The 23,076-nt window shown below is 45.1% G+C and carries 18 protein-coding genes, 1 pseudogene and 1 riboswitch; of the genes and pseudogenes, 2 read left to right on the plus strand and 17 right to left on the minus strand.

Annotated elements, in window-relative coordinates:
* Positions 1-2: 2 nt before the first annotated feature.
* The 9 genes from pdxH to F897_RS02140 form a co-directional block, all read right to left on the minus strand.
* Complete coding sequence (gene pdxH / locus F897_RS02100; protein ID WP_004781507.1) at positions 3-659, minus strand: pyridoxamine 5'-phosphate oxidase; 657 nt, start codon at positions 657-659, stop codon at positions 3-5.
* Positions 660-674: 15 nt separating this feature from the next.
* On the minus strand, positions 675-2,006 hold the full coding sequence (gene glmM, locus F897_RS02105) for a phosphoglucosamine mutase (protein ID WP_004781506.1): 1,332 nt from the start codon (positions 2,004-2,006) through the stop codon (positions 675-677).
* A gap of 122 nt (positions 2,007-2,128) precedes the next feature.
* A complete protein-coding gene (gene guaB / locus F897_RS02110; RefSeq protein WP_004781504.1) occupies positions 2,129-3,595 on the minus strand; it encodes an IMP dehydrogenase in 1,467 nt (488 codons plus the stop codon).
* A gap of 260 nt (positions 3,596-3,855) precedes the next feature.
* Positions 3,856-4,221 carry a YkgJ family cysteine cluster protein gene (locus tag F897_RS02115; RefSeq protein ID WP_082188697.1) on the minus strand — a complete coding sequence of 122 codons (366 nt, stop codon included), beginning with the start codon at positions 4,219-4,221 and terminating at the stop codon, positions 3,856-3,858.
* Between the two features lie 98 nt (positions 4,222-4,319).
* Positions 4,320-5,117, minus strand: a complete 798-nt coding sequence (locus F897_RS02120) for an oxygen-binding di-iron domain-containing protein (protein WP_005232678.1) — start codon at positions 5,115-5,117, stop codon at positions 4,320-4,322.
* Between the two features lie 181 nt (positions 5,118-5,298).
* The gene (locus F897_RS02125; RefSeq protein WP_004781499.1) at positions 5,299-5,877 is read right to left on the minus strand and encodes a TMEM165/GDT1 family protein; all 579 of its coding nucleotides are present in this window, start codon (positions 5,875-5,877) and stop codon (positions 5,299-5,301) included.
* A 73-nt stretch (positions 5,878-5,950) separates the two neighbouring features.
* Positions 5,951-6,092, minus strand: a riboswitch (yybP-ykoY riboswitch).
* Positions 6,093-6,180: 88 nt separating this feature from the next.
* Entirely contained in the window at positions 6,181-8,208 is a 2,028-nt protein-coding gene (locus F897_RS02130) for a 2-oxo acid dehydrogenase subunit E2 (RefSeq protein ID WP_005232681.1), read from the minus strand.
* Between the two features lie 2 nt (positions 8,209-8,210).
* Positions 8,211-10,913 carry a pyruvate dehydrogenase (acetyl-transferring), homodimeric type gene (gene aceE, locus F897_RS02135; protein ID WP_005232683.1) on the minus strand — a complete coding sequence of 901 codons (2,703 nt, stop codon included), beginning with the start codon at positions 10,911-10,913 and terminating at the stop codon, positions 8,211-8,213.
* A gap of 350 nt (positions 10,914-11,263) precedes the next feature.
* Positions 11,264-11,953 (minus strand): M23 family metallopeptidase, encoded by a 690-nt coding sequence (locus F897_RS02140; RefSeq protein ID WP_034580443.1) that lies wholly within the window; start codon positions 11,951-11,953, stop codon positions 11,264-11,266.
* Between the two features lie 110 nt (positions 11,954-12,063).
* On the opposite strand from F897_RS02140, the gene F897_RS02145 reads away from it, so the two are divergent.
* The gene (locus F897_RS02145; RefSeq protein ID WP_004781492.1) at positions 12,064-12,504 is read left to right on the plus strand and encodes a DciA family protein; all 441 of its coding nucleotides are present in this window, start codon (positions 12,064-12,066) and stop codon (positions 12,502-12,504) included.
* A 99-nt stretch (positions 12,505-12,603) separates the two neighbouring features.
* On the opposite strand, the gene lpxC is transcribed toward F897_RS02145, so the two are convergent.
* The 7 genes from lpxC to murG all read right to left on the minus strand — a co-directional run bounded on the left by lpxC (position 12,604) and on the right by murG (position 20,710).
* Positions 12,604-13,506, minus strand: coding sequence for a UDP-3-O-acyl-N-acetylglucosamine deacetylase (gene lpxC, locus F897_RS02150; RefSeq protein WP_034580446.1), 903 nt, complete (start codon positions 13,504-13,506; stop codon positions 12,604-12,606).
* Positions 13,507-13,632: 126 nt separating this feature from the next.
* A complete protein-coding gene (ftsZ, locus tag F897_RS02155) occupies positions 13,633-14,817 on the minus strand; it encodes a cell division protein FtsZ (protein ID WP_005232687.1) in 1,185 nt (394 codons plus the stop codon).
* 159 nt (positions 14,818-14,976) lie between these two features.
* Positions 14,977-16,239 carry a cell division protein FtsA gene (gene ftsA, locus F897_RS02160; protein ID WP_004781486.1) on the minus strand — a complete coding sequence of 421 codons (1,263 nt, stop codon included), beginning with the start codon at positions 16,237-16,239 and terminating at the stop codon, positions 14,977-14,979.
* Between the two features lie 71 nt (positions 16,240-16,310).
* Entirely contained in the window at positions 16,311-17,165 is an 855-nt protein-coding gene (locus F897_RS02165) for a cell division protein FtsQ/DivIB (RefSeq protein WP_005232689.1), read from the minus strand.
* A gap of 3 nt (positions 17,166-17,168) precedes the next feature.
* Complete coding sequence (locus F897_RS02170; protein ID WP_005232690.1) at positions 17,169-18,098, minus strand: D-alanine--D-alanine ligase; 930 nt, start codon at positions 18,096-18,098, stop codon at positions 17,169-17,171.
* 53 nt (positions 18,099-18,151) lie between these two features.
* A complete protein-coding gene (gene murC / locus F897_RS02175; RefSeq protein ID WP_005232692.1) occupies positions 18,152-19,600 on the minus strand; it encodes a UDP-N-acetylmuramate--L-alanine ligase in 1,449 nt (482 codons plus the stop codon).
* Between the two features lie 12 nt (positions 19,601-19,612).
* Positions 19,613-20,710, minus strand: coding sequence for an undecaprenyldiphospho-muramoylpentapeptide beta-N-acetylglucosaminyltransferase (murG, locus tag F897_RS02180; protein WP_005232694.1), 1,098 nt, complete (start codon positions 20,708-20,710; stop codon positions 19,613-19,615).
* A gap of 410 nt (positions 20,711-21,120) precedes the next feature.
* Between murG and F897_RS02185 the strand changes: the two are divergent.
* Positions 21,121-21,989: pseudogene (locus tag F897_RS02185) on the plus strand (MFS transporter).
* A 40-nt stretch (positions 21,990-22,029) separates the two neighbouring features.
* Here F897_RS02185 and gshB read toward each other — a convergent pair.
* Positions 22,030-22,977, minus strand: coding sequence for a glutathione synthase (gene gshB / locus F897_RS02190; RefSeq protein WP_005232700.1), 948 nt, complete (start codon positions 22,975-22,977; stop codon positions 22,030-22,032).
* Positions 22,978-23,076: the final 99 nt, after the last annotated feature.

Raw genomic sequence — 23,076 nt, forward strand, 5'->3', positions numbered from 1 at the left:
TGTTATGGCATCAATCGTTGTAGTTTCCACGCCCCATCGATTTTTTCATAACTCAGGCGGTCATGTAAACGGTTTGGACGGCCCTGCCAGAATTCATAATAATCTGGCTGCAAACGATAGCCGCCCCAAAATCCCGGTTTATCCAGCTCTTCCTGATTGGCGACCTGCTGATGCAGATCCCAGAAACGTTGCTGTAGTTCTTCACGACTCGCAACCATACCGCTTTGCGGGGTACTGATATGAGCAGCGATCTGACTTTCACGTGGACGTTTATGATAATAGTCAGTTGATTCTTCTTCCGAAATTTTAACTACCTTTCCGCTAATCCGGATCTGACGTTCCTGTTCCTGCCAGTAAAACAGTAATTCTGCATACGGGTTTTCGGCCAGATCCAGACCTTTCTGACTATCATAATTGGTATAGAAATCATAACCCGCTTCAGTGGCACCACGCAGCAACACTGTGCGCACATGCGGACGACCCTGTGCATTTGCGGTTGCCAATGACATGGCATAGGGTTCATGCAGCTGTGCAGCAAGTGCATGGTTAAACCACTGCAAAAACTGCATATGCGGGTTGGGATTGACCTGATCTTCGTGTAGCTCGCCTTTTTGATAGTTCAGACGCAGTTCGCTTAGATCCTTAATCAGATCGCTCATTTACTCTTCCCCCATTTAAGCGGCGTTGGCACGTACCGCATCAGCCAATGAATTTGCCAGTGTGGTCACCTCTGCAAGATCCTCACCCTCAACCATGACACGGATCACCGGTTCAGTCCCTGATTTACGGATCAGTAAACGGCCACGGCCTTTGAGCTGCTCTTCAGCTTTGTTAAATTCTGCGGTCAAAGCAGGCACTGAGTACGGGTCAAACATGGTATTCAGACGTACATTCACCAAGACATTTGGCAATAATTTAAAATCAGCCACTAACTCGTGCAGTGCTTTCTTCTGCTCGACCATCACGGTTAAGACTTGCAGCGCAGCAATAATCGCATCGCCTGTGGTGCTCTTGTCTAAAGTCAGGATATGGCCTGATGGCTCACCACCAATCGACCAGCCTTTTTCTTCCAGACCTTGCAGTACATAACGGTCACCGACTTTAGCACGTAGCAGCTCTACTCCGGCTTTTTCCAGCGCCAGTTCCAGCGCCATATTGCTCATCAAGGTACCGACGATACCCGCCGGCTTGTTTTTTGCCTGAGTCGCGAGGATATACAAAATATGATCGCCGGTAATTTGCTCACCGTTTTTATCGACCATGATCACACGGTCTGCATCACCATCGAAGGCTATGCCTAAATCAGCCCCATGCTCAACCACTGCTTTTTGCAGATTTTCTGGATGAGTCGAACCACAGTTCTCATTGATATTCAGACCAGTCGGTTCGTCATAGATGGAAATGACTTTTGCACCCAACTCACGGAAAACCGCAGGGCCAACGCTGTAAGCTGCACCATTGGCACAGTCAACAACAATGGTTAAATCATTCAGGTCTAAATGGTATGGGAAGGTTGATTTACAGAATTCGATATAACGGCCATTGGCATCTTTCACGCGGAAACTTTTACCCAAGTTCGCGTTATCTTCTATCACCAGTTCTTTTTCCAGCTCCTGGTTGATCTCATCCTGCAAAGCATCAGGCAGTTTTTTGCCTTCACTCGAGAAAAACTTAATCCCGTTATCAAAATATGGGTTATGTGACGCAGAAATGACAATGCCGAGGCTGGCATGCAAAGCACGGGTCAAATGGGCAATGGCCGGCGTTGGCAAAGGTCCAAGCAGATGCACATAAACACCTGCCGCATTGAGTCCTGCCTGTAGCGCAGATTCCAGAATATAACCCGATAAACGGGTATCTTTACCCAGTACCACCAATGGTTTGTTTTTTTTGCTATTTCGTTTTAATACTTTTCCTGCCGCAAAACCTAATTTCAGGGCAAATTCAGGTGTAATCGGTAACTCACCAAATTTTCCACGAATACCATCGGTACCAAAATAACTCATGCTTTGTCTCACTTCTTAGCGGGTGATTTACATCATCCTTTTTCATTGTGCAACACTGTACACCAAAACAAAAAAGCCGTCATGAGGATGACGGCTTTTTTAGAGTAAACAATCAGCGAAAGTTAGCCCATACGGTAGTTTGGCGCTTCTTTAGTGATGGTTACATCATGCACGTGAGACTCAGACATACCGGCAGATGTGATTTTCACAAACTTGGCATTTTGACGCAGATCATCAATGGTTGTAGAACCGGTATAGCCCATAGAAGAACGCAGACCGCCCATCATCTGATGCACGATATTGCCCATTGGGCCTTTGTACGGTACGCGACCTTCAATACCTTCAGGAACCAGTTTTTCAGCACCGGCTTTAGAGTCCTGGAAGTAACGGTCAGCAGAACCAGTCGCACCAGCCATCGCACCCAAAGAACCCATACCACGGTAAGCCTTGTAGTAACGGCCCTGGAAGAATTCAACTTCGCCCGGTGCTTCTTCAGTACCCGCCATTAATGAACCTACCATGATGGTACTTGCACCAGCGCCAATCGCTTTGGCCATATCGCCAGAGAAACGGATACCACCATCAGCAATCAATGGAATCTGTTCTTTCAATGCACGTGCAACAGAATCAATTGCAGAGATTTGTGGCATACCAATACCAGCCACGATACGAGTCGTACAGATTGAGCCAGGACCGATCCCTACTTTCACTGCGTCCGCACCCGCATCAAGTAATGCAAGCGCAGCATCACCAGTGGCGATGTTACCGCCGATCACTTGAACTTGTGGGTAGTTCTGTTTCACCCAGCGTACACGCTCGATCACACCCGCAGAGTGACCATGTGCAGTGTCCACAACAATCACATCTACACCAGCATCAACCAGTGCTTCTACACGGCTTGGTGTTTCAGCGCCAGTACCGACTGCTGCACCTACACGTAGACGACCTAAATCATCTTTACAGCTATTTGGATAAAGTTCCGCTTTACGGAAATCAGTCACCGTGATCAAGCCTTTTAATTCGTTGTTTTCGCCAACAACGATCACTTTTTCAATACGGTTTTTTTGCAATAAGGCCTGAATGTTTTCTTTCGATTCGCCTTCACGCACAGTCACCAGACGGTCTTGACCTGTCATGATATTACTGACCGGCTGTTCCAGATTGGTTTCAAAGCGTGTATCACGGCCTGTCACGATACCCACCACTTTACCGTCTTTAACTACGGGCACACCGCTGATGTTATTCGCTTGAGTCACAGCGATCAGTTCACGTACTGTAGTTTCTGGGGTAACTGTGATCGGATCTTTCACCATACCGGCTTCAAATTTTTTCACACGGCGTACTTCTGCGGCCTGGGCAGCAATATCCATGTTCTTGTGCAAAATACCGATACCACCATTTTGTGCCATCGCAATTGCCATACGTGACTCAGTCACAGTATCCATAGCTGCTGAAACAAGTGGGATATTCAGGTTAATGCCGCGAGTCAGGCGTGTCTTTAGAGAGACATCTTTTGGGAGAACAGTAGAGTAGGCAGGGAGTAATAGGACATCATCGAAGGTTAACGCGTCTTGAACGATGGTCAACATAACAGTCTCACTGGTAATTTCCGTGCGCTATTATAAACAAATTTAGCTCTAAATTTCATTGCAATTGCAAAATTTATTTTGTCTAAATCTGGACTTAGATTTAATCCGAATATCTAAACCTGTAAATTTGACTATTCAATCAACAATTTAAATATGCCAGAGCGGTCATCATATTTATTCGGTTTACAAAATCCCCTACTAATTTTTTCTCCCATAAAAAGCAGAGTCCATACCCTGCTTTTTAAATCTTGAGTTTGGATTTAGCTCACCCGTTCGAAATTATCATCATTTTCGGCTTCATCCGGCTCAATCTGGATGAATGGAATCATATTGTGTGCCATCCGTGCCTTATTGCACTGGGCATCAGCAATCTGAACTTCTTTACAGGATGAGCTACGTAGTTCGTACATGCCACAACTCACCTGTTCGCCAATGCTACCTTCGAGCGCAATACAACGCGGATTTTTTTGATTGGTTCCCGCCATGCATGAATAGACGGAAGTGACAGGTTCAGTATAGTGCTCAGGCATGGGAATCCCCTCTGCCCAATAAAATGAAACCCTGAAATAGGCGCAACATGCGCCACAACTTAAACATGCATCTTGTGTAGGAACTTGAGACAACATTTCTTATAAATTCTCGTCATCAAAAACAATTTTTTGCAGGCGGAAAATATAAAAAATGTTGTTTTTCTACTCAAGAAAAAATTTAAAATTTTCTTGAACTATTCAGGACAAGTAAAAACAGTTTCATCCATTAAATCAGTGCCACATTCCAGTGTTTCAATCCAGTCCAGAAACTGGTTAATCTGTTCTTTACCCACAAATGGTGTTCCATGCTGCGGCACAATCATGTCGACATCCATGGTACGTACCATCTGCACCCATAAACGAATCACCTTGTTATTGCACATGTAGCGTTGGTGAAATCCCTTCATTTTCGGAATGTGCGCCGCAAAATTTTCCAGTGGCTTTGAAGCATCCTCGACCATTGACGCGCCCATATCACCAGAAAACAGGATCTTGGCAATCGGGTCATAAAACTGGAAATTACCGACTGAATGTAAAAAGTGTGCTGGAATGGCAATAATGCTGGATTGACCGAGTGGAATGATCTGACCATGATCCGGCAATTCAACCAGACGATCCAGCCAGTTACCTTTCATACGGTCACTCATAAAGGCTGAATTCAGATGCGGTAAGAAACGCGCCCAGAGCTTGGAAGCTACGACTTTGGCTTCGGTATAGACCAGCCAGCGCGGCATGGACGTAATAATGTCCGGATCCTGATGCGATGCCATCACATAATCCAGATTGCTTAACCGGGTATAGCGGTTCAGTTCCATGGTCAACGGTACATAGGTCAAATCACCACCCGGATCAAGTACTGCAGCACGCTCATTATCAATAATCAGGAATTGGTTTGCCTGTACACCTTCACCTTTTACCAAGCTGGTAAAACTGATGCATTTATGCGTTCCATCATCATAAAGTACTTGTGATGTAGTACGTTCAAAAGCCATGCCCATTCCCCAAAATTTTTATGTAAAAAATGTATATTCTATAGGTGAATAACATATATTTATTTAGAGAAACTTACAATAAAAATCAGATCAATATTATCTATAATATCAGTTAATTAAGTCACATTTTTAGGCAAAAAATCCCGAGCAATTAGCTCAGGATTTACGATATCTTTAACACTCAAAATAAATAGTGTTGTGCCAATGCTGCCAGACCAATTATTAAGAAAACCAAAGCGCCAATTTTATGAATGAGCGAAATTGGTAATTTTTCTGCCAATTTATTACCAATAAATACCGCTGGTGCATTTACCAACATAATACCGATCGTAGTACCCAAAGTGACCCAACCAATACTGTCAAAGCGCGCGGCTAAAGCGACTGTTGCAATTTGAGTTTTATCGCCGATTTCTGCCAAGAAAAACAACACAAATGTGGCACCGAATACCCCATATTTTTGCCATTTATTGATACTTTCTGATTCATCATCCAATTCATCGGGAATTAACATCCACACCGCCATCGCAATAAAACCAAGCGATACAATCCACAGCAAGACTGTTGGGCTAAGCACTGTGGTGATCCATTGACCTAAGACTGCGGAAACGCCATGGTTGACGACTGTCGCCAAAAAGATTGCGAAGAGAATTGGAACAGGTTTACGAAAACGTGCGGCAAGTAATAGAGCAAGCAGTTGCGTTTTATCGCCCATTTCAGATAAGGCAACAACAGCTAATGAGATCAGAAAAGCAGAAAGCATGATGTGTTTCTCTGGCCAGCAATTTACATACCTATGACTCACCCCTCCTGCCAGCCATATCTGCAGAGTGGTAAATCAAAGGTCTTGCCAACAAAAGAAAGCTTCGAGAAGCTCATTTGGTTCTTTGCTATGATGACCATGCCCTGTTGAGCAAATATGTTGACCATCACCCTTCTGCTTTGCGCAAAAGGCGGCTACTCCCCAATGAAGTGCGCTCATTATAGCCAACCGTGTTTATATTTACAAATTGTCATATTAAAAAACCCTGCCGAAGCAGGGTCTTTATTTTTAAACATTCATGAATCAGATCAAGAGCGTACGAATATCCTTTAATAACTTGGTCAGCTTATTGGTAAAGCGTGCAGCATCTGCGCCATTAATTACCCGATGATCATAAGATAACGACAATGGCAGCATCAGACGTGGATCAAAGCCCTCACCATTCCATACCGGTTGCATAGTTGCTGGAGAAATACCCAGGATCGCCACTTGTGGCCAGTTCACCAACGGCGTAAATGCTGTACCACCAATTGAACCCAAGCTGGTAATGGTAAAATTCGCCCCTTGCAGATCTTTAGGTGACAATTTCTTGTCACGCGCTTTCTGGCTTAACTCACCCAGCTCAATAGCAATCTGCTTAATCGACTTCTGGTCCGGGTTACGTAATACAGGAACAGTCAAGCCATCTGGCGTCGCAACCGCAATGCCCATATGGATCTCATTACGTAGCAAAACTGATTTACCATCATCAGACAGGTGACCGGCAAACTCGCGCTCTTCTTTAAGCAGATAAGCCACAGCCTTGATAATGAAAGCCATAATGGTCAGGCCAATACCTTCTTTCTTGAAGTTGCCTTTCAGCTCATTACGCCAAGCTTCCAGCTCAGTGATGTCTGCTGCATCAAACTGGGTCACTTGTGGGATGTAGTTATTTAGCGATAACTGCGGAATCGAAACCTGTTGCAGACGCGTCAAAGCTTTCTCTTCTACCCCACCAAAAGCACTGAAATCAGGCAGTTTTGGCAAGCCTGCAGGAGCTGCAGCTGCCGCAGGTGCAGCTGTTGTTTGCGGTGCAGTCAGACGATCTTTCACATACGCAAACAGGTCTTCTTTCATTAGACGCTCATGCGGGCCAGAAGCTTTCACTTCTGCCAATACCACACCCAGTTCACGAGCCAGTTTACGCACAGCAGGACCGGCATAAACTTTGGCATTGGCAGCATTCTGCTCTTTGCTAAGCTTGTCTGCACTATGCATTTCAGGCGTCACAGCAGCAGTGTCAGCTTTTGGCGCTGCGGCTGGTGCAGGCGTAGCTTTAGCTGCAGGTGCTTCTGATTTTTCCGCTGGAGCAGCAGGTGCTGCTTGTCCTTCAGCTTCAATCGTAATCAGTGCCACGCCTTCAGAAACATTCTGGCCCAGCTCAACATGAATCGCCTTAATCACTCCGGCAGTCGTGCTTGGCACTTCTACTGTCGCTTTATCTGACTCGACCACAATGATGCTCTGATCTTTTTCAACCGTATCACCGACCTGTACCAGAATTTCTGCTACAGCTGCCTTGTCTACACCCAAGTCAGGTACTTTTACTTCAATATCGCCTGCAGGGGATGCCGCCTGTTGTGGTGCTGTTTCAGTTTTGACTTCAGGTGTTGCTTGAGCTTTTGGCTTTTCTTCCGCTTGAGGCGCTGCTTGCTCAGCAGCTGGTGCCGAATCTGTAGTTTTCACTGTCAGAATCAGCACTCCTTCTTTGACTGAATCGCCCTCCTGAATATGAATCGCCTCTACAGTACCAGCAACTGTACTTGGTACTTCAACTGTCGCTTTATCAGATTCAACCACGACCAGGCTTTGATCAACTTCAACTTCATCGCCAACCTGAACCAGAATTTCACCCACCAGGGCCTTTTCTACACCAATATCCGGCAATTTCACTTCTACAGTAGATGTAGAAGTCGATTGAGAGGACTGTTCATTTTGACTAGAGGCTTTGGGCTGATGTGTCGCCACTTCCTGCAGGATTTCCTCATCAGGCAATTCAGTTGGGGTATTTTCCGAAGTTTTGTCAGCAGCATCAGCTTCCTGACTTTCTACCGTACCGGCATCATCTTCAGCCTGCAGTTCGATCAGGACAATACCTTCAGATACTTCATCACCCTGATTGATCAGGATGCTTTTAACTACACCTGCTGAAGTGCTTGGCACTTCAACAGAGGCTTTATCTGATTCCAGCAGCACAATACTTTCATCTACAGCGATGGTGTCACCCACCTTCACCAGGATTTCTGCCACAGTTGCCTTATCTACACCAATATCTGGAGTCGTAATTTGCATGATTAGTTCTCCTCTTTGTAGTCAGCAACTGGATGCAATTCAGGAGTCGCCTGAGGTGCCCAAGCCACCGGACGATCAGTATCTAACTCAAAGCTAGAGATCGCGTCTTTCACTAAACGTGCATCGACTTCACCTTCATCTGCCAGTTTTTTCAGGGTTGCCACGACAATATGCGCAGCATCGACACCAAAGTAGCTACGCAGATTGCCACGTGTATCTGAACGGCCATAACCATCGGTACCCAAGGCTACGAACGGACGACTGTCTGGAAGATAGGCACGAATCTGTTCACTATAGGCGCGCATGTGATCGGTGGCCGATACCACAATACCGTCCTTGTCACGTAACTGCTGAGATACCCATGGCTCTTTCGCTTCTTCAGCCAATGGATGCAGGCGGTTATATTCTTCACATGCCATACCATCGCGAGCCAGTTCGTTAAAGCTGGTCACGCTCCAGACATTGGCATGAATCTGATATTCCTCACGCAGGATTTTTGCGGCCTTGATGACTTCACGCAGAATAACGCCTGAACCCATCAACTGAACCGTCGCCTTTTCGTCTTCTTCCAGCAGATACATACCACGCTTGATGCCTTCTTCTGCACCTTGTGGCATTGGTGGATGTTCATAGTTTTCGTTCATCAGAGTCAGGTAATAGAACACACGCTCCTGATTCACATACATACGTTGCAGACCATCATGCACGATTACGCCAAGCTCATAGCCAAAGCACGGGTCATAAGAGACACAGTTTGGAATGGTGTTGGCCAGAATATGCGAATGACCATCCTGATGCTGCAAGCCCTCACCATTTAAGGTAGTACGGCCAGCGGTTGCACCTAGCAAGAAACCTTGCGCCTGTGCATCACCTGCTGCCCAAGCAATATCGCCGATACGCTGGAAGCCGAACATTGAGTAGTACATGTACATCGGGATCATTGGCAAGTTATTGGTTGAATAACTGGTCGCCAAGGCTGCCCATGCACTCATTGCACCGGCTTCGTTAATCCCTTCCTGTAACATATGACCGTCTTTGGCTTCACGGTAATGCATCAACTGTTCCTGATCTTCAGGGGTATATTGTTGACCATGCGCTGCATAGATCCCCAATTGACGGAACATCCCTTCCAGACCAAAGGTACGTGCTTCATCCGGAACAATCGGGACCACACGGTCCTTGATTGCTTTCTCTTTTAATAAGGCAGAGATTAAGCGGACCATGACCATGGTGGTGGACTGTTCTTTACCGTTTGAACCTTTAAGCACAGCATCAAAAACAGAGAGCTCAGGAATCGGTAAAGATTCGCTTTCTTTGCGACGTGCTGGCAGATAACCACCCAGTGCCTCACGGCGTGCCTTCATATATTTAATTTCAGGCGAGTTTTCGCTTGGGCGGTAGAATGGAATTTCTTCCAGTTGTTCATCAGTAAAAGGCAAGTTGAAACGATTACGTACGTATTTCAATGATTCTAGCTGCATTTTCTTGATTTGGTGCGTCTTGTTCACCGCTTCAATTTCATCAGACAGACCATAACCTTTTACGGTTTTCGCCAGAATCACCGTTGGCTGACCTTTGGCCTTGGTCGCTTCTGCATAGGCAGCAAAGACTTTGTATGGATCATGACCACCACGGTTCAGATTATCGATATCTTCATCGCTCAGGTCTTTGACCAAAGCTTCTGCTTCTGGATATTTACCAAAGAAATGTGCGCGTGCGTAGGCACCACCTTTCACCTGATAGCGCTGGTAATCACCATCCACTGCTTCTTCCATAATCGCTTTGAGTGCACCAGATTTGTCTTTATCCAGTAGCGGATCCCAGTGACGACCCCAGACAACTTTAATCACGCGCCAGCCAGCACCACGGAATAATGACTCAAGTTCCTGAATGATCTTGCCATTACCACGTACCGGACCATCCAGACGCTGCAAGTTACAGTTCACCACCCAGATCAGGTTGTCCAGCTTCTCACGACCCGCCAGTGAGATCGCACCCAAGCTTTCCGGCTCATCCATTTCGCCATCGCCCAGGTACGCCCAGACTTTACGGTCTTCTTCCTTAATCAGGCCACGGTTCATCAGGTACTTTTGAATATGAGCCTGATAGATCGACATGATTGGACCGAGACCCATCGATACCGTCGGGAACTGCCAATAGTCTGCCATCAAGTAAGGATGAGGATAAGAAGGCAGGCCTTTACCGCCGACTTCACGACGGAAATTATTGAGATGCTCTTCAGTTAAGCGGCCTTCTAAAAATGAGCGGGCATAAATCCCCGGTGCACAGTGACCTTGATAGTAAATCAGGTCGCCACCGAAGCTGTCGTTATTGGCACGGAAGAAATGGTTAAAACCCACATCATATAAAGTGGCAGATGAAGCAAAGCTGGCCAAATGACCACCCAGGTCATCACCGGATTTATTTGCGCGAAGCACCATTGCCAAAGCATTCCAGCGTATCAGCGCGCGAATACGGCGCTCCATATCCTGGTCGCCCGGCATCGCAGGTTGTTCTTCTACAGAAATAGTGTTTAAGTAGGGAGTATTTAAACGCTGAATAGGAACATGTTTGGCAATTGCGCGTTGATAAAGTTTTTCAAGTAAAAAGGCGGCGCGCTCGGTTCCCATGTGCTGCAAAACGGAGTCAAAAGCGTCTTGCCATTCTTGGGTTTCTTGAGCGTCGGTATCTCCATAAAACGCCATAATCTACAGTTCCTGAAAGCCAAATTGATCACTTATATGTATCATATTTACGGCTTATGCAGGTATGGCTCTGGCTGAATGCGGTTCTGGAGTACTATTTATTATCTAAATATCCATTGACACTTTATTACACAAAGTAACAAAAAGAAGTCAATGATGGCGATTTTTTATACGACAGTTATAATTCTCGGTGATAATATAATATCTAAAAGCAATTAGACCGAACTCCTTCTCTACTCCCTGGAAGAAATGTTCAGCCTAATTGCCTTAAAAGCGGTTTGATTGATATTTTATGAGTATCAAGTATCAGACGCATTAAAGTATTTCAGTTATTTTGAGCAAAGCTACGTTTAAGGTAACATTGCTAAATAAGTTGAAGGATTTTTACGTTGACCGTCTTTTACTACTTCATAGTGTAGATGAGGACCTGTACAACGACCTGTACAACCTACATTCGCAATATGATCACCGGCTTGCACCTGATCTCCCACACGTGCAATCAAGCGTGAAGCATGGGCATAACGAGTAAGGTATCCATTACCATGGTTAATTTCGACATACTGACCATAACCTGTACCCCAACCCGATTTGGTTACGATACCAGGACCAGTTGCGTAGATCGGTGTACCGCTTGCAGCAGCCAGATCCAGGCCTGAGTGATTTTCAGCACGGCCACCCATGGTACGACCACCGAAACTTGAGCTGACACGTTTCATGTCTGGTAATGGATGAGCCACTAGCCATGAATAAGGGTTATTTGAAGATGCAACTTTGCTGGATGAAGAATTGCCATATTTTTGGGCAATGGTCTGATTATTCAGTTCAACCGGTTTTTCAAATAGCTGAACATTTAATTTGGTTTGTGCGGGAATATCAATATCTTCAGGATGGGTATAAGAACCCTGCGATAAAGTACGTGTTAACTGCTCAAGACGGTCAGGTGTAGCATCTTGTTGATTCAGATCCACTAAATCTGCAAAAGCTACTGAAGCAGCTGAAACCGAAATAGAAAATGCCAATAGGATACGTCGCATAGGCATATGCATAAAAAACCTCTCTAAACTGCTAATCGAGTTTCTTGAAGATCTCTTCCTTGATATCCACTTTAAGAAGCGCATAAGATTAAGACATAAACATGTAGGAATTATGTATGTCGGAACCTGTCAACGTTTTTCAAAAAACAAGAAAACAGATAAAAACAGGAAACTTTTCGTTTCTCTCATCACAAGTTTCTGCATGGCAGAAGCTTACGAAACTCGTACAACCGCTATTGCCTCAACCCGAACAATGGCAAGTTGCCTGCTATCAAAATGGTGTGTTAACGATTACCGGTGAAAACCAAGCCATGATTTCTCAATTGGCCTATCTTCAAAAGCAATACATCTCACAACTCTCTCAAATAAACGAATTAAAAGATCTCACTAAAATCCAAGTTTGCTTAAGGAATCCATCCCCTGTTCAACCGGTTCCAGAAAAATCTGAAAGAGCCTTGAGTCCAGAAACACAGGAATTACTCCGCGGTGCTGCTGACTTTATAAGCGACCCTAAGCTTAGCCAAGCTTTACTACGTTTGGCAAGCAATAAAAAGTAACATTGCAATGAGATGTAATAAATTCCAATGTTGTTTTTATGTGACAGGTATCACATTAGATGCGGCTAAGTTATAACACAAAGACACAAAGACAAGGACTTATGTCACAGTTACATAACTAATTGGACATTGAGTTACGTCATCAAATGTTACAATTTCATAGCTGCTTGGGTCACTTTTCACGTTACGCAATAGTTGGTTATTCAAAGCATGCCCTGATTTGTAGCCATCAAATTTGGCAATAATCTGGTGGCCTAGCAGGTATAAATCACCTACTGCATCCAGAATCTTGTGACGTACAAACTCATCCGAGAAACGCAAACCTTCTTCATTGACCACGCCGGTTTCATCTACACCGATCGCATTTTCCAAGCTTGCACCCAAAGCCAGATTATTGGCTTTCAAGTAGTCAAGGTCTTTCATAAAGCCAAATGTACGCGCTTCACTGACTTCATAAACAAAGGTTTCTGTAGAAAAATCGATGCTGGCAGACTGATGCTCTTTTTTGAAGGCAGGATGATCAAAATCAATAGTGAAATTTAGCTGAAAGCCGTCATGTGGGCTAAAAATTGCCCGTTTATCATCGATCAGGGCTTCAACAGGTTTAATAATTTTAATAAATTTCTTTGGTGCATCTAGTTCTTGCAAGCCGCCCTGCATGAGCAGATAAATGAAAGGTCCGGCACTACCATCCATAATGGGAACTTCTGAAGCTGACACTTCAATAATCAGGTTATCAATACCTAATCCCGCAATGGCGCTCATCACATGCTCGATCGTACCGACTTTGGCATTTGACTGAACCAGATTTGAACACATGAAGGCTTCCTGGATCAATAGGGCATCCGCAGGAATATCGACAGGTGGCGCCAGATCAATACGACGAAACACAATGCCCCCATCGGCGTGGTGTGGCACAAAGTTAATCATAACCTTCTGCCCACTATGAAGACCGATTCCGCTCGCTTTCACGATACGTTGCAGGGTACGTTGTTTCAACATGCTTTTTATCATCTGTTCACCAATAAAACCGCTATACGTTAGCATATTTGGCCATTGATAAAAAACAAAAGGTGGCTCTAAAGCCACCTTTTCTGTGCAATCATAGTAAACACATGCTGTTACATATTACTTACGCTGTTGATTTTTAAGGTAATCTTGGATGCTCATTGGTGTTGGGCGTGGGCTAGAAACTGAAGCTGCAGGATTAGCTGCTGCACCTGCTTCATTTTGCTGACGCTGAATTGCCGGTACATCATCATCTTCAACTACTGCCGGAGATGATGGACGTGCTGCCTGTACATTCGCGCGTTTAGTTGGCTCAACCGAATCTGCAGCATGGCGAGTCAAACCAGTCGCAATCACCGTTACACTAATTTCATCACGAGCATCCGGATCAAATACTGTACCGTAGAAGACCTGACCTTCGTCCAGATCCACGATCTGGTTTACAACATCAGTAATTTCTTCAATTTCACCGAAGGTTACGTCATCACCGCCAGTCACGTTAATCAGAATACCTTTAGCATTCATGATGGTGACATTATCCAATAATGGGCTGCGAATCGCCTGCTCTGCTGCCTGACGTGCACGGTTTTCACCACGCCCCAAGCCTACACCCATCATGGCATAACCACGCGTACTCATTGCAGTTTTCAGATCGGCGAAGTCAAGGTTAATGTGACCAGGACGTACCACCAGATCAAAGATACTACGTACTGCATTCAACAGTACATCATCCGCTTTTTTATACGCATCCTTCATTGAAATATCACGAAAGACTTTCAATAGACGCTGGTTTGGAATGATGATCAGAGAATCTACGTGCTGTTCTAGCGCTTCAATCCCCTTCTCGGCAGATTGCAAACGGCGTTTACCTTCAAAGTTGAATGGCGTAGTCACGACACCAACAGTCAGGATGCCCATTTCTTTGGCAATTTCAGCAACGACTGGCGCAGCACCGGTACCTGTACCGCCACCCATACCGGCAGTAACGAATACCATATCGGTACCTTCAAGCTGCTGGCGGATCAGTTCACGGCTTTCTTCTGCTGCCGCTTGACCGACCTGTGGATTTGCTCCAGCACCCAGACCACGTGTACTTTGCTCACCCAGCTGAATTTTAAATTCGGCTTCCATGCGATCCAGTGCCTGTTTGTCTGTATTGGCACAGACGAACTTTACGCCCTGGATATCGGACTGCAACATATGCTGTACAGCATTACCACCCGCACCACCTACACCAAATACAGTGAAACGGGCTTGACCATTGCTATCGCTATGATCTTCTTCGAAAAATTCAAATGAGGCCATGACCTATAAAATTCCTAATTCATAATTGGCAGTCACTAAGCCCGTATACTGCCTTAATCTTGATAAAAATTGTTTTTAAGAATGCTGCTCAAGCAGGCACTTGTCAAGTACAAGCCCAATTAACTACAACTTCCCAACAATATTCACAATAAAAATCGCTTAAAAGATCGCTTTTAACGTTTCGTTAAAACCTGACCATGCCCGTTTAATGCGCTGTGTAACTGATAACTTATCCCCGTCTTCAGTTTCAACGAGGGTTTCCTGGGTATCACTCTGGCTAAACATCAGCAAACCAGCCACTGTTGCGTACTGGGAACGACGTAAAGCTGCTTGGTGCTGTTCATCCGCATAGACCTGTACCGGCGGATTGCCCAGATGCGCGGACACACCCAAGGTACGACGTACAAAGCTGACCATACCTTCAATCTGACTGGCATCACCAGTCAGCACCACACCATGATAAAGGCCTTGCATTGCGCCATGGTTCACCAGTTCATCACGCACCAGACCCATGATTTCTTCATAACGTGCCATGATAATTTCAGTCAGTTCAATCCGGCTGATAGTTTGTGGTCCATCAATGCCCTGGAACTGAATCATATGCTCTGGTTTAACCACTTTCAGATCAACACAGCCATAGAGCAATTTCAGACGTTCTGCTTCTTCTGTGGTCGTCTGTAAAACCGCTGCAATATCACGGGTGACATGTTCACCACCACGCTGGATGGTATGGGTTAGCGCCAGACGGCCATCCAGATAAACAGCGACATTGGTGGTTCCCGCACCGATATCCACCAGACACACGCCATATTCTTTTTCATCTTTGAGCAGGCTGGCTTCAGCGGTAGCCAGACAGGACACCACCATTTTCTCCACACCGATATTGGCCCCTTTTAAAGCGCGGTCAATATTCTGCATGGTGCTGATCGGTAACATCATCAAATGATAATGCCCGGTCATGCTATGTGCCGACATACGGATCGGGTTGAGTACCCATTCCGGTGCATCATCCAGCTCGAAGCCTAAAGGTACCGCACTGACCAGATAGTGATCTGAGGTGACATGACTGGCCTTGGCCAGCTCAAGTGCCCGCACCACTTCACTGGTCGTAATTGAATGTTCACTATTATCAATGGTGGTACTACCCGAGGCATAAAAGCTTTTTAATTCAGCACTTGGGATCGAAATCCACGCAGAATGCACACGACATTCAGCCATATCTTCCGCTTCTTGTACGGCGTTTTTAATGGCGGTAATGACTTTATCGAGACTGACAATTTTTCCTTTATTCATGCCTCGGTTACGAGCGGTCGCCATCCCAATCACTTGGATATTGTCTGGCGCGTGTACCTTACCAATCAAAACTGAAACTTTGTGTGTCCCAATGTCAATCGCCACAACCGAGGGAACAGCTTCACTCATTATTAACTACTACCATTACGTGTTTGTTAGATTTATGGCTTTATAAGGCCTCTAGTTTTTAAAGCCGGTCATTATGGCTTTACTGTCACATTATTCTCAACGCCCGTGTCATTAATGGTTACAATAAATTGACCATTTACAATTTTAGGCGGAATTGAATTTTTCCATTGAATCGCCAATCCATTACGATAACGCAGGTCAATCGCTGAAATTTTTGACCATACCGGTTTTAGTTCGCTATAGGACAGATGACTCAAACGTTGCAATTTGCTCATGGTCTGGTCTTTATCGACAATTACACGCAAACCTGAATCAAACTGCATAAACCACGTCATTCGTTCAGTTAAATATAATTCTTTTAAACGAATACCTTGTGGTAAAAATAACTGATTGATTTCATTATAACGTCGCATCATGGTATTTGCATGAGTAGAGGGTCCATGCAGCAACGGTAAAGCTGAATAATCTTTAGAACTGACTTCAGTGAAAATAATGCCACTATCACTCAGCAGTCGTCCTGTACCCCATCGGGCAATAGCATGATGCGGCATTACCCGGACATGAATCTTGTCTGGCCAGGCACGAGATACCACCACACGGTCCACCCAGGACAATTCCAGTGCGCGGTCACGAATCGATTCCAGGTCCGAAGTGAAATAGTTTTCAGTCACAATCGGTGATACGTACTGCATGACCTGACGCTCTTCAGCTGCTGAACGCGTTCCTGCCACTTTCAGCTCTGCTACCTGAGCATCAGTCATCACCTTGTACAGGCCAAAAATCCCAAAAGCCAGCACCACCAGCGCGACACACAACAAGGCCCAACCACCCAGGTTGGTCAGTTTCTCTTTGCGTGTCGGCGGCTTGTCGTGAATTGAGGTAATCGCAGCACGTTTACGGCGCATGGTTGCTGGGAGTTGAGCCATAACTTAGTATGCCGCACCGTTTAATGTTTGTTCCAGAATCGCTACACAGAGCGTATCAAAACTATAGCCAATTGCTGCAGCCGCTTTTGGTACCAGAGAGTGACTGGTCATACCCGGAACTGTATTCACTTCCAGTAACCAGAACTTGCCCTGCTCATCCTGCATTGCATCAATACGGCCCCAACCACTTGCACCCACTGCCTGGAAAGCACGTAGGGCCAAGGCTTGCAATTCTTTCTCTTCAGATTCGCTCAAGCCACATGGAATGCCATATTCCACATCATTACGCTGATATTTAGCTTCATAGTCATAGAAAGCCACATCTTCTGGCGGTTGCAGACGAATGACAGGTAAAGCCTGACCATTCAGAATCACAATGGTAAATTCACGGCCTGTGATCCATTTCTCTGCCATAACCACGGCATCATGTTCAGTCGCTTTGGCAATCGCATCGGCAAAGTCTTCTACTTTTTCAACTTTACTCATGCCAATACTTGAGCCTTCGTGTACAGGCTTAATGATCAGCGGCAAATCTAGAGCAGATACAATTTCTTGAGCATTCGAGTTTTTGGTCACGATCCGGTATGGCGCAGTAGGTAATTCTGAACCCTGCCAAACCTGTTTGGTTTTGACTTTATCCATACCAATGGCAGAACCCTGTACGCCTGTACCGGTATATGGAATATTCAACCATTCCAGCGCGCCCTGAATCTGGCCGTCTTCACCGCCACGGCCATGCAATACCACAAACGCACGATCATAATTTACCAGCTCGGTAACACTACGCTCTTGTGGATCAAACGCTTCTGCATTGATCCCAGAACGCACTAATGCCTCAAGTACGGCGGTTCCACTATCTAGCGAAACCTCACGCTCTGCAGATTTACCACCCAGCAATACGGCAACTTTTCCGAATTTTGAAGCATTTGACACGTTTATATCCTTAAACTTTTTGAATCTGTTCAATTAGTCATAACATGACTATTTTACTTTACATATAAATGATTTTGAGCAAGTTCGATTGAGATTGCTCCAACATTACCTGCGCCTTGGGTTAATAACAAGTCATTTGCTTGCAATACCTTTTTCATCACCTGGCTCAGGTTCCCCTCGACCGGATCAATCAGAATTGGTTCAACTTCCCCACGTAAACGAATACTACGAGCCAATGCACGGCTATCTGCACCTACAATTGGCTTTTCCCCTGCCGGATACACTTCAAGTAAGAGCAGTTGATCGACTTGTGAAAGCACTTCTACGAAGTCATCAAAACAGTCACGGGTACGGCTAAAACGGTGCGGCTGGAACATCATCACCAGACGGCGATCTGGATGGCTGGCACGAGCGGCTTTAATAGTGGCTTCTACTTCTTTTGGATGGTGACCATAGTCATCGACCAGTTTCACATCACCGCCTTCAAGCTCGAATTGGCCTTGTACCTGGAAACGACGACCTACACCACTAAAGCCTTCCAGTGCGCGGCAAATAGCTGCATCGGATACGCCTTCATCTGTCGCAATACCAATTGCAGCCAAGGCATTGAGTACATTGTGCAGACCCGGTTGATTTACAGTAACACGTAGCGGCTCACGATCTTTACGTAATACGGTAAAGTGGCTGCGCATACCTTCTTGTACAACATCGACAGCACGAATGTCATTGTCTTCATTAAAACCATAAGTCAGTAATGGACGACCAATACGCGGCATGATTTCACGGATATTGGCATCATCACCACACACAACCGCCAAACCATAGAATGGCAGTTTTTGCAGGAACTGGATAAAGGTGTCTTTCAAGACATCGAAGCTACCCCCATAAGTATCCATATGGTCAGCATCAATATTGGTTACCACGGCAGCCATTGGTTCTAGATACAGGAATGATGCATCTGACTCATCGGCTTCTGCCACGATATAACGGCTCGCACCCAAAGCGGCATTCACACCAGTACGGTTCAGCAAGCCGCCGATCACATAAGTTGGATCCAGATTTTCTTCTGCTAACATACAAGTGATCAGACTGGTGGTTGTGGTTTTACCGTGAGTGCCTGCAACCGCGATTCCGTGACGGTAGCGCATCAGCTCACCCAGCATTTCTGCACGGCGGACTACCGGTGTACGGGTTTCAAGGGCTGCCTTGATTTCCGGGTTTTCCTTATCAATCGCGGTAGATACCACGATGACATTGGCACCTTTGATGTTGCTGGCTGCATGGCCGATATAGACCTTGATACCATTTTCTTCTAATTGAGCCGTAGTTTTAGAGGCTTTGATGTCTGAACCAGAAACTTTATACCCCTGGTTTTTCAGTACTTCTGCAATCCCACACATCCCTGCACCACCAATCCCTACAAAATGGATATGCTTGATCCGGCGCATTTCCGGGACTTTAATTAATTTCTTTGCTTGGTCTGCTGGGGTTACTGGAGACATAATTTACTCGGATTACAATTCTTGAATTAAACGGACCACATGCTGGGTCGCATCGGGTTGAGCCTGACGGCGTGCTTTTACCGCCATTTCCATCAATACCTGACGGTCAAGCATCGGCTCTAATAAGGTTTTTAAACTGTCTGGCGTCAAGGTGGGCTGTGGGCAGATTTTGGCTGCCTGCTGATTGGCCAGGAATTTGGCATTCGCAGTCTGATGGTCATCAACCGCACTTGGTAGCGGTACAAAAATTGCAGCTACGCCAGCAGTTGCAATTTCAGTAACCGTTAGTGCACCGGCACGGCAAATGACCAGATCGGCATCGCTATAAGCTTGAGCCATATCTTCAATAAAAGGCTGAACTTCAACCTGCAAGGAGGCTGGTTTGTCTGCATAACGTGCGCGCGTTGCTTCAGCATGATTTTGACCACACTGGTGATAAACATTTAACGGCACATTCAACTGTTTCAAGGCTTCCGGCACACGTTCATTTAAGGCTTGTGCCCCAAGTGAACCACCAACAATCAGAATTCGTAACGGCTGGCCAGCTTTTTCCCGCTCCTGATAACGCCAGGACGGATTTAAAATTTCTGTAATTTCTTTACGTACCGGATTCCCAGTGGTCACCACTTTATTTTGTGCCGGAAAAGTATCAGGAAAAGCCTGACATACTATTTTAGCGACCCGTGACAACTGGGTATTGGTAAAACCCGCGACTGCATTCTGCTCGTGAATAATCACAGGAATACCCAAGATCCGCGCTGCCAGACCACCCGGTCCTGCCACATAACCGCCAAAGCCTGCAACAGCTTCGACTTTGAGCTGTTTCATATGCTTCATGGCACTAAGAGTGGCTTTTAGAATTTTAAAGGGGGCCAAGGCTTTACGCACAAAACCATTGCCACGCACACCTTGAATATCGATTTGATAAATTGGAATATTATGGTTTTTTAATAATCGGTTTTCCATGCCTGCTGGTGTTGCCAACCAGGACACTTCGATTCCTTGTTGTTGTAAATCTTTTGCAACGGCTAACGCTGGAAACACATGTCCACCCGTACCTGCGGCCATCATCATGACATGTTTAGGCTGTTTTTGCTGAGCGTCGGTCACGGTCTAATTCTTCAATTTTAAAAATGAAACAGGAGGTCTAATTTAAGTCATCAATTGTAATCACAAACGCTTGCCCTTGAAAGTTTATTTACCTTATTTCAACAAGCGTTTCATTGTTTTTTTCATACTAATTTGAAGTTTAAACTAGTTTTATTATAAGGTCTGCATTTTTCCTTAGACTTAAGTGAAATATCAGCATAATTTTTGAATATTTTTCATTTGATCTTTTTTTAGCTATCCCCTAAATCTATATATTTTTCACTATTTACTGTCCGTTTTTCCATTTAATTCATCCTATTAACTTATGCCTAAATCATATAAATCTGAATAAAATTTTATGTTATCCCTATATCTAAATAAATTTTTTCAAATTGATCTGCATATTCCTTAAATGGATTCAAGCATTATAGATGTCAAAAATATCAATTCGTGACTTATGGATTATTTTAGCCGGTTATCTGGCGGCCATGCATGTCGGTAAACTGTCTGCTGTTATTCCCATTCTGCAACAGGATTTAGGCTTAAGTTTTACACAAACCGGGTTTTCTCTATCTTTAGTGCAAGGGGCTGGGATGCTGTTTGCCCTTTGTATTGGTGCTTTTTCGGAAAAAGTGAGTTTAAAGCGCTGCCTGATTCTGGCGTTAATCATTTTAGGACTGAGCAGTATCGCTGGCCTCTGGATTCAGCATGCCACAGCCTTATATTTCTTCCGCTTTACCGAAAGTATCGGATTTTTAACTATTTCCTTGTGTGCGCTGCAATTGTAAAACGGATCAGCCAGCCTGAAACACTGAATTTTAAAATGGGACTCTGGAGTTCCTATATGGGCGTGGGTGTCAGTCTGGCTGTTTTTATTATTCCTGTTTTACTCGAATACCTGAACTGGCAAAATATTTGGGCCATTCTCGGCAGTCTATGCTTGATTATTGCAGGCATCATTAAACGATATCTACAAATAGATTCAGCAGCATGTGCACCCAACAGGACGACTCAACCAGCACCATCAAATACTTCATTCTGGCAGATTATCATTGGTGGAATCATCCCGACCACTGTTTTTGCTATTACTTTGCAGCATGCCCCACGCGCCAATGCCGTAGCAGCCAGTATGGGTCTGGTTTTACAGCTTTCAGCCTGTGCTCAATTTTTTGGGCCGCCTTTGAGCGCAGCACTGGTTTCGACCACACAGAATTGGGCTTATATCGCGGCAGTTACCGCCAGCCTCTCCATATTAGGAATCTTAATGACCTTGTTTTTATTCAAGCGTTATGCCCAATAAAAAAGAGCCTCGGATGAGGATCTTTTTTATTATTGAAAGCTTAGGCTTGATCCAGACCGGCTTCCAGTACATCAAACAGATCATCTGCAATGGAGGTACCAAACTGGGTATCAATTTCACGGATACAGGTTGGACTGGTGACGTTAATCTCAGTGACATAATTACCAATCACATCCAGACCAACAAATACCAAGCCTTTTTCTCTGAGATAAGGACCCACTTGCGCTGCAATGGCTCTATCATTCTCAGTTAATGGACGCGCTTGACCTAAGCCACCTGCTGCCAGATTGCCACGCACTTCACCATTTTGCGGAATACGGGCCAGACAATATGGTACTGGTTCGCCATTGATCATCAGAATACGCTTATCCCCTTCTACAATTTCAGGAATATAACGCTGTGCCATAATCGGCTGGTTACCATTGTTGGTCAGAACTTCAATGGTTGAGCCGATATTAATACCATCCTGATAGATACGGAAAATTCCGGTGCCGCCCATACCATCCAATGGTTTTACAATCACATCAACATGTTCTTTTAAAAATTCACGGATCAGGCTTTGTTGCGACGTTACCAAAGTCGGAACTTGCAGGTGCGGGAACTGAGTAGCAAACAGCTTTTCATTGCAGTCACGCAGGCTTTGCGGTTTGTTGATAATCCATGCTCCTTCACGTTCTGCCTGTTCCAGAATATAAGTGGTATAGACAAAGTTCATGTCGAATGGCGGATCTTTACGCATCAGCACCACATCATAAGCCGCAATCGATTCTTTTTTCTTTTCACCCAGTTCGTAGTAATGGTTATAGTCTTCAAATACCTGCAAAGGCGAGATCAGACCAAAGGCCTTCCCTTGATCGATATATAAATCTTGCTGTAATGCATAACCGAGTTCATGTCCACGGCGTGCAGCTGCCCATAACATGGCCATGGTTGAATCTTTTTTCAGGTTTACATTTTCGATGGGATCCATCACAACAAGTATGCGCATGTCTGTGTGCTCTTTCTTAAAAATACATTAGCAAGGAGTATAGCCTGTGCAGTTTCTTTTGTTTATGGTGATTTTGCATGACTAATTTTGTATAAATGC

It is taken from the genome of Acinetobacter variabilis, from assembly GCF_000369625.1.
Classification (GTDB): Bacteria; Pseudomonadota; Gammaproteobacteria; order Pseudomonadales; family Moraxellaceae; genus Acinetobacter; species Acinetobacter variabilis.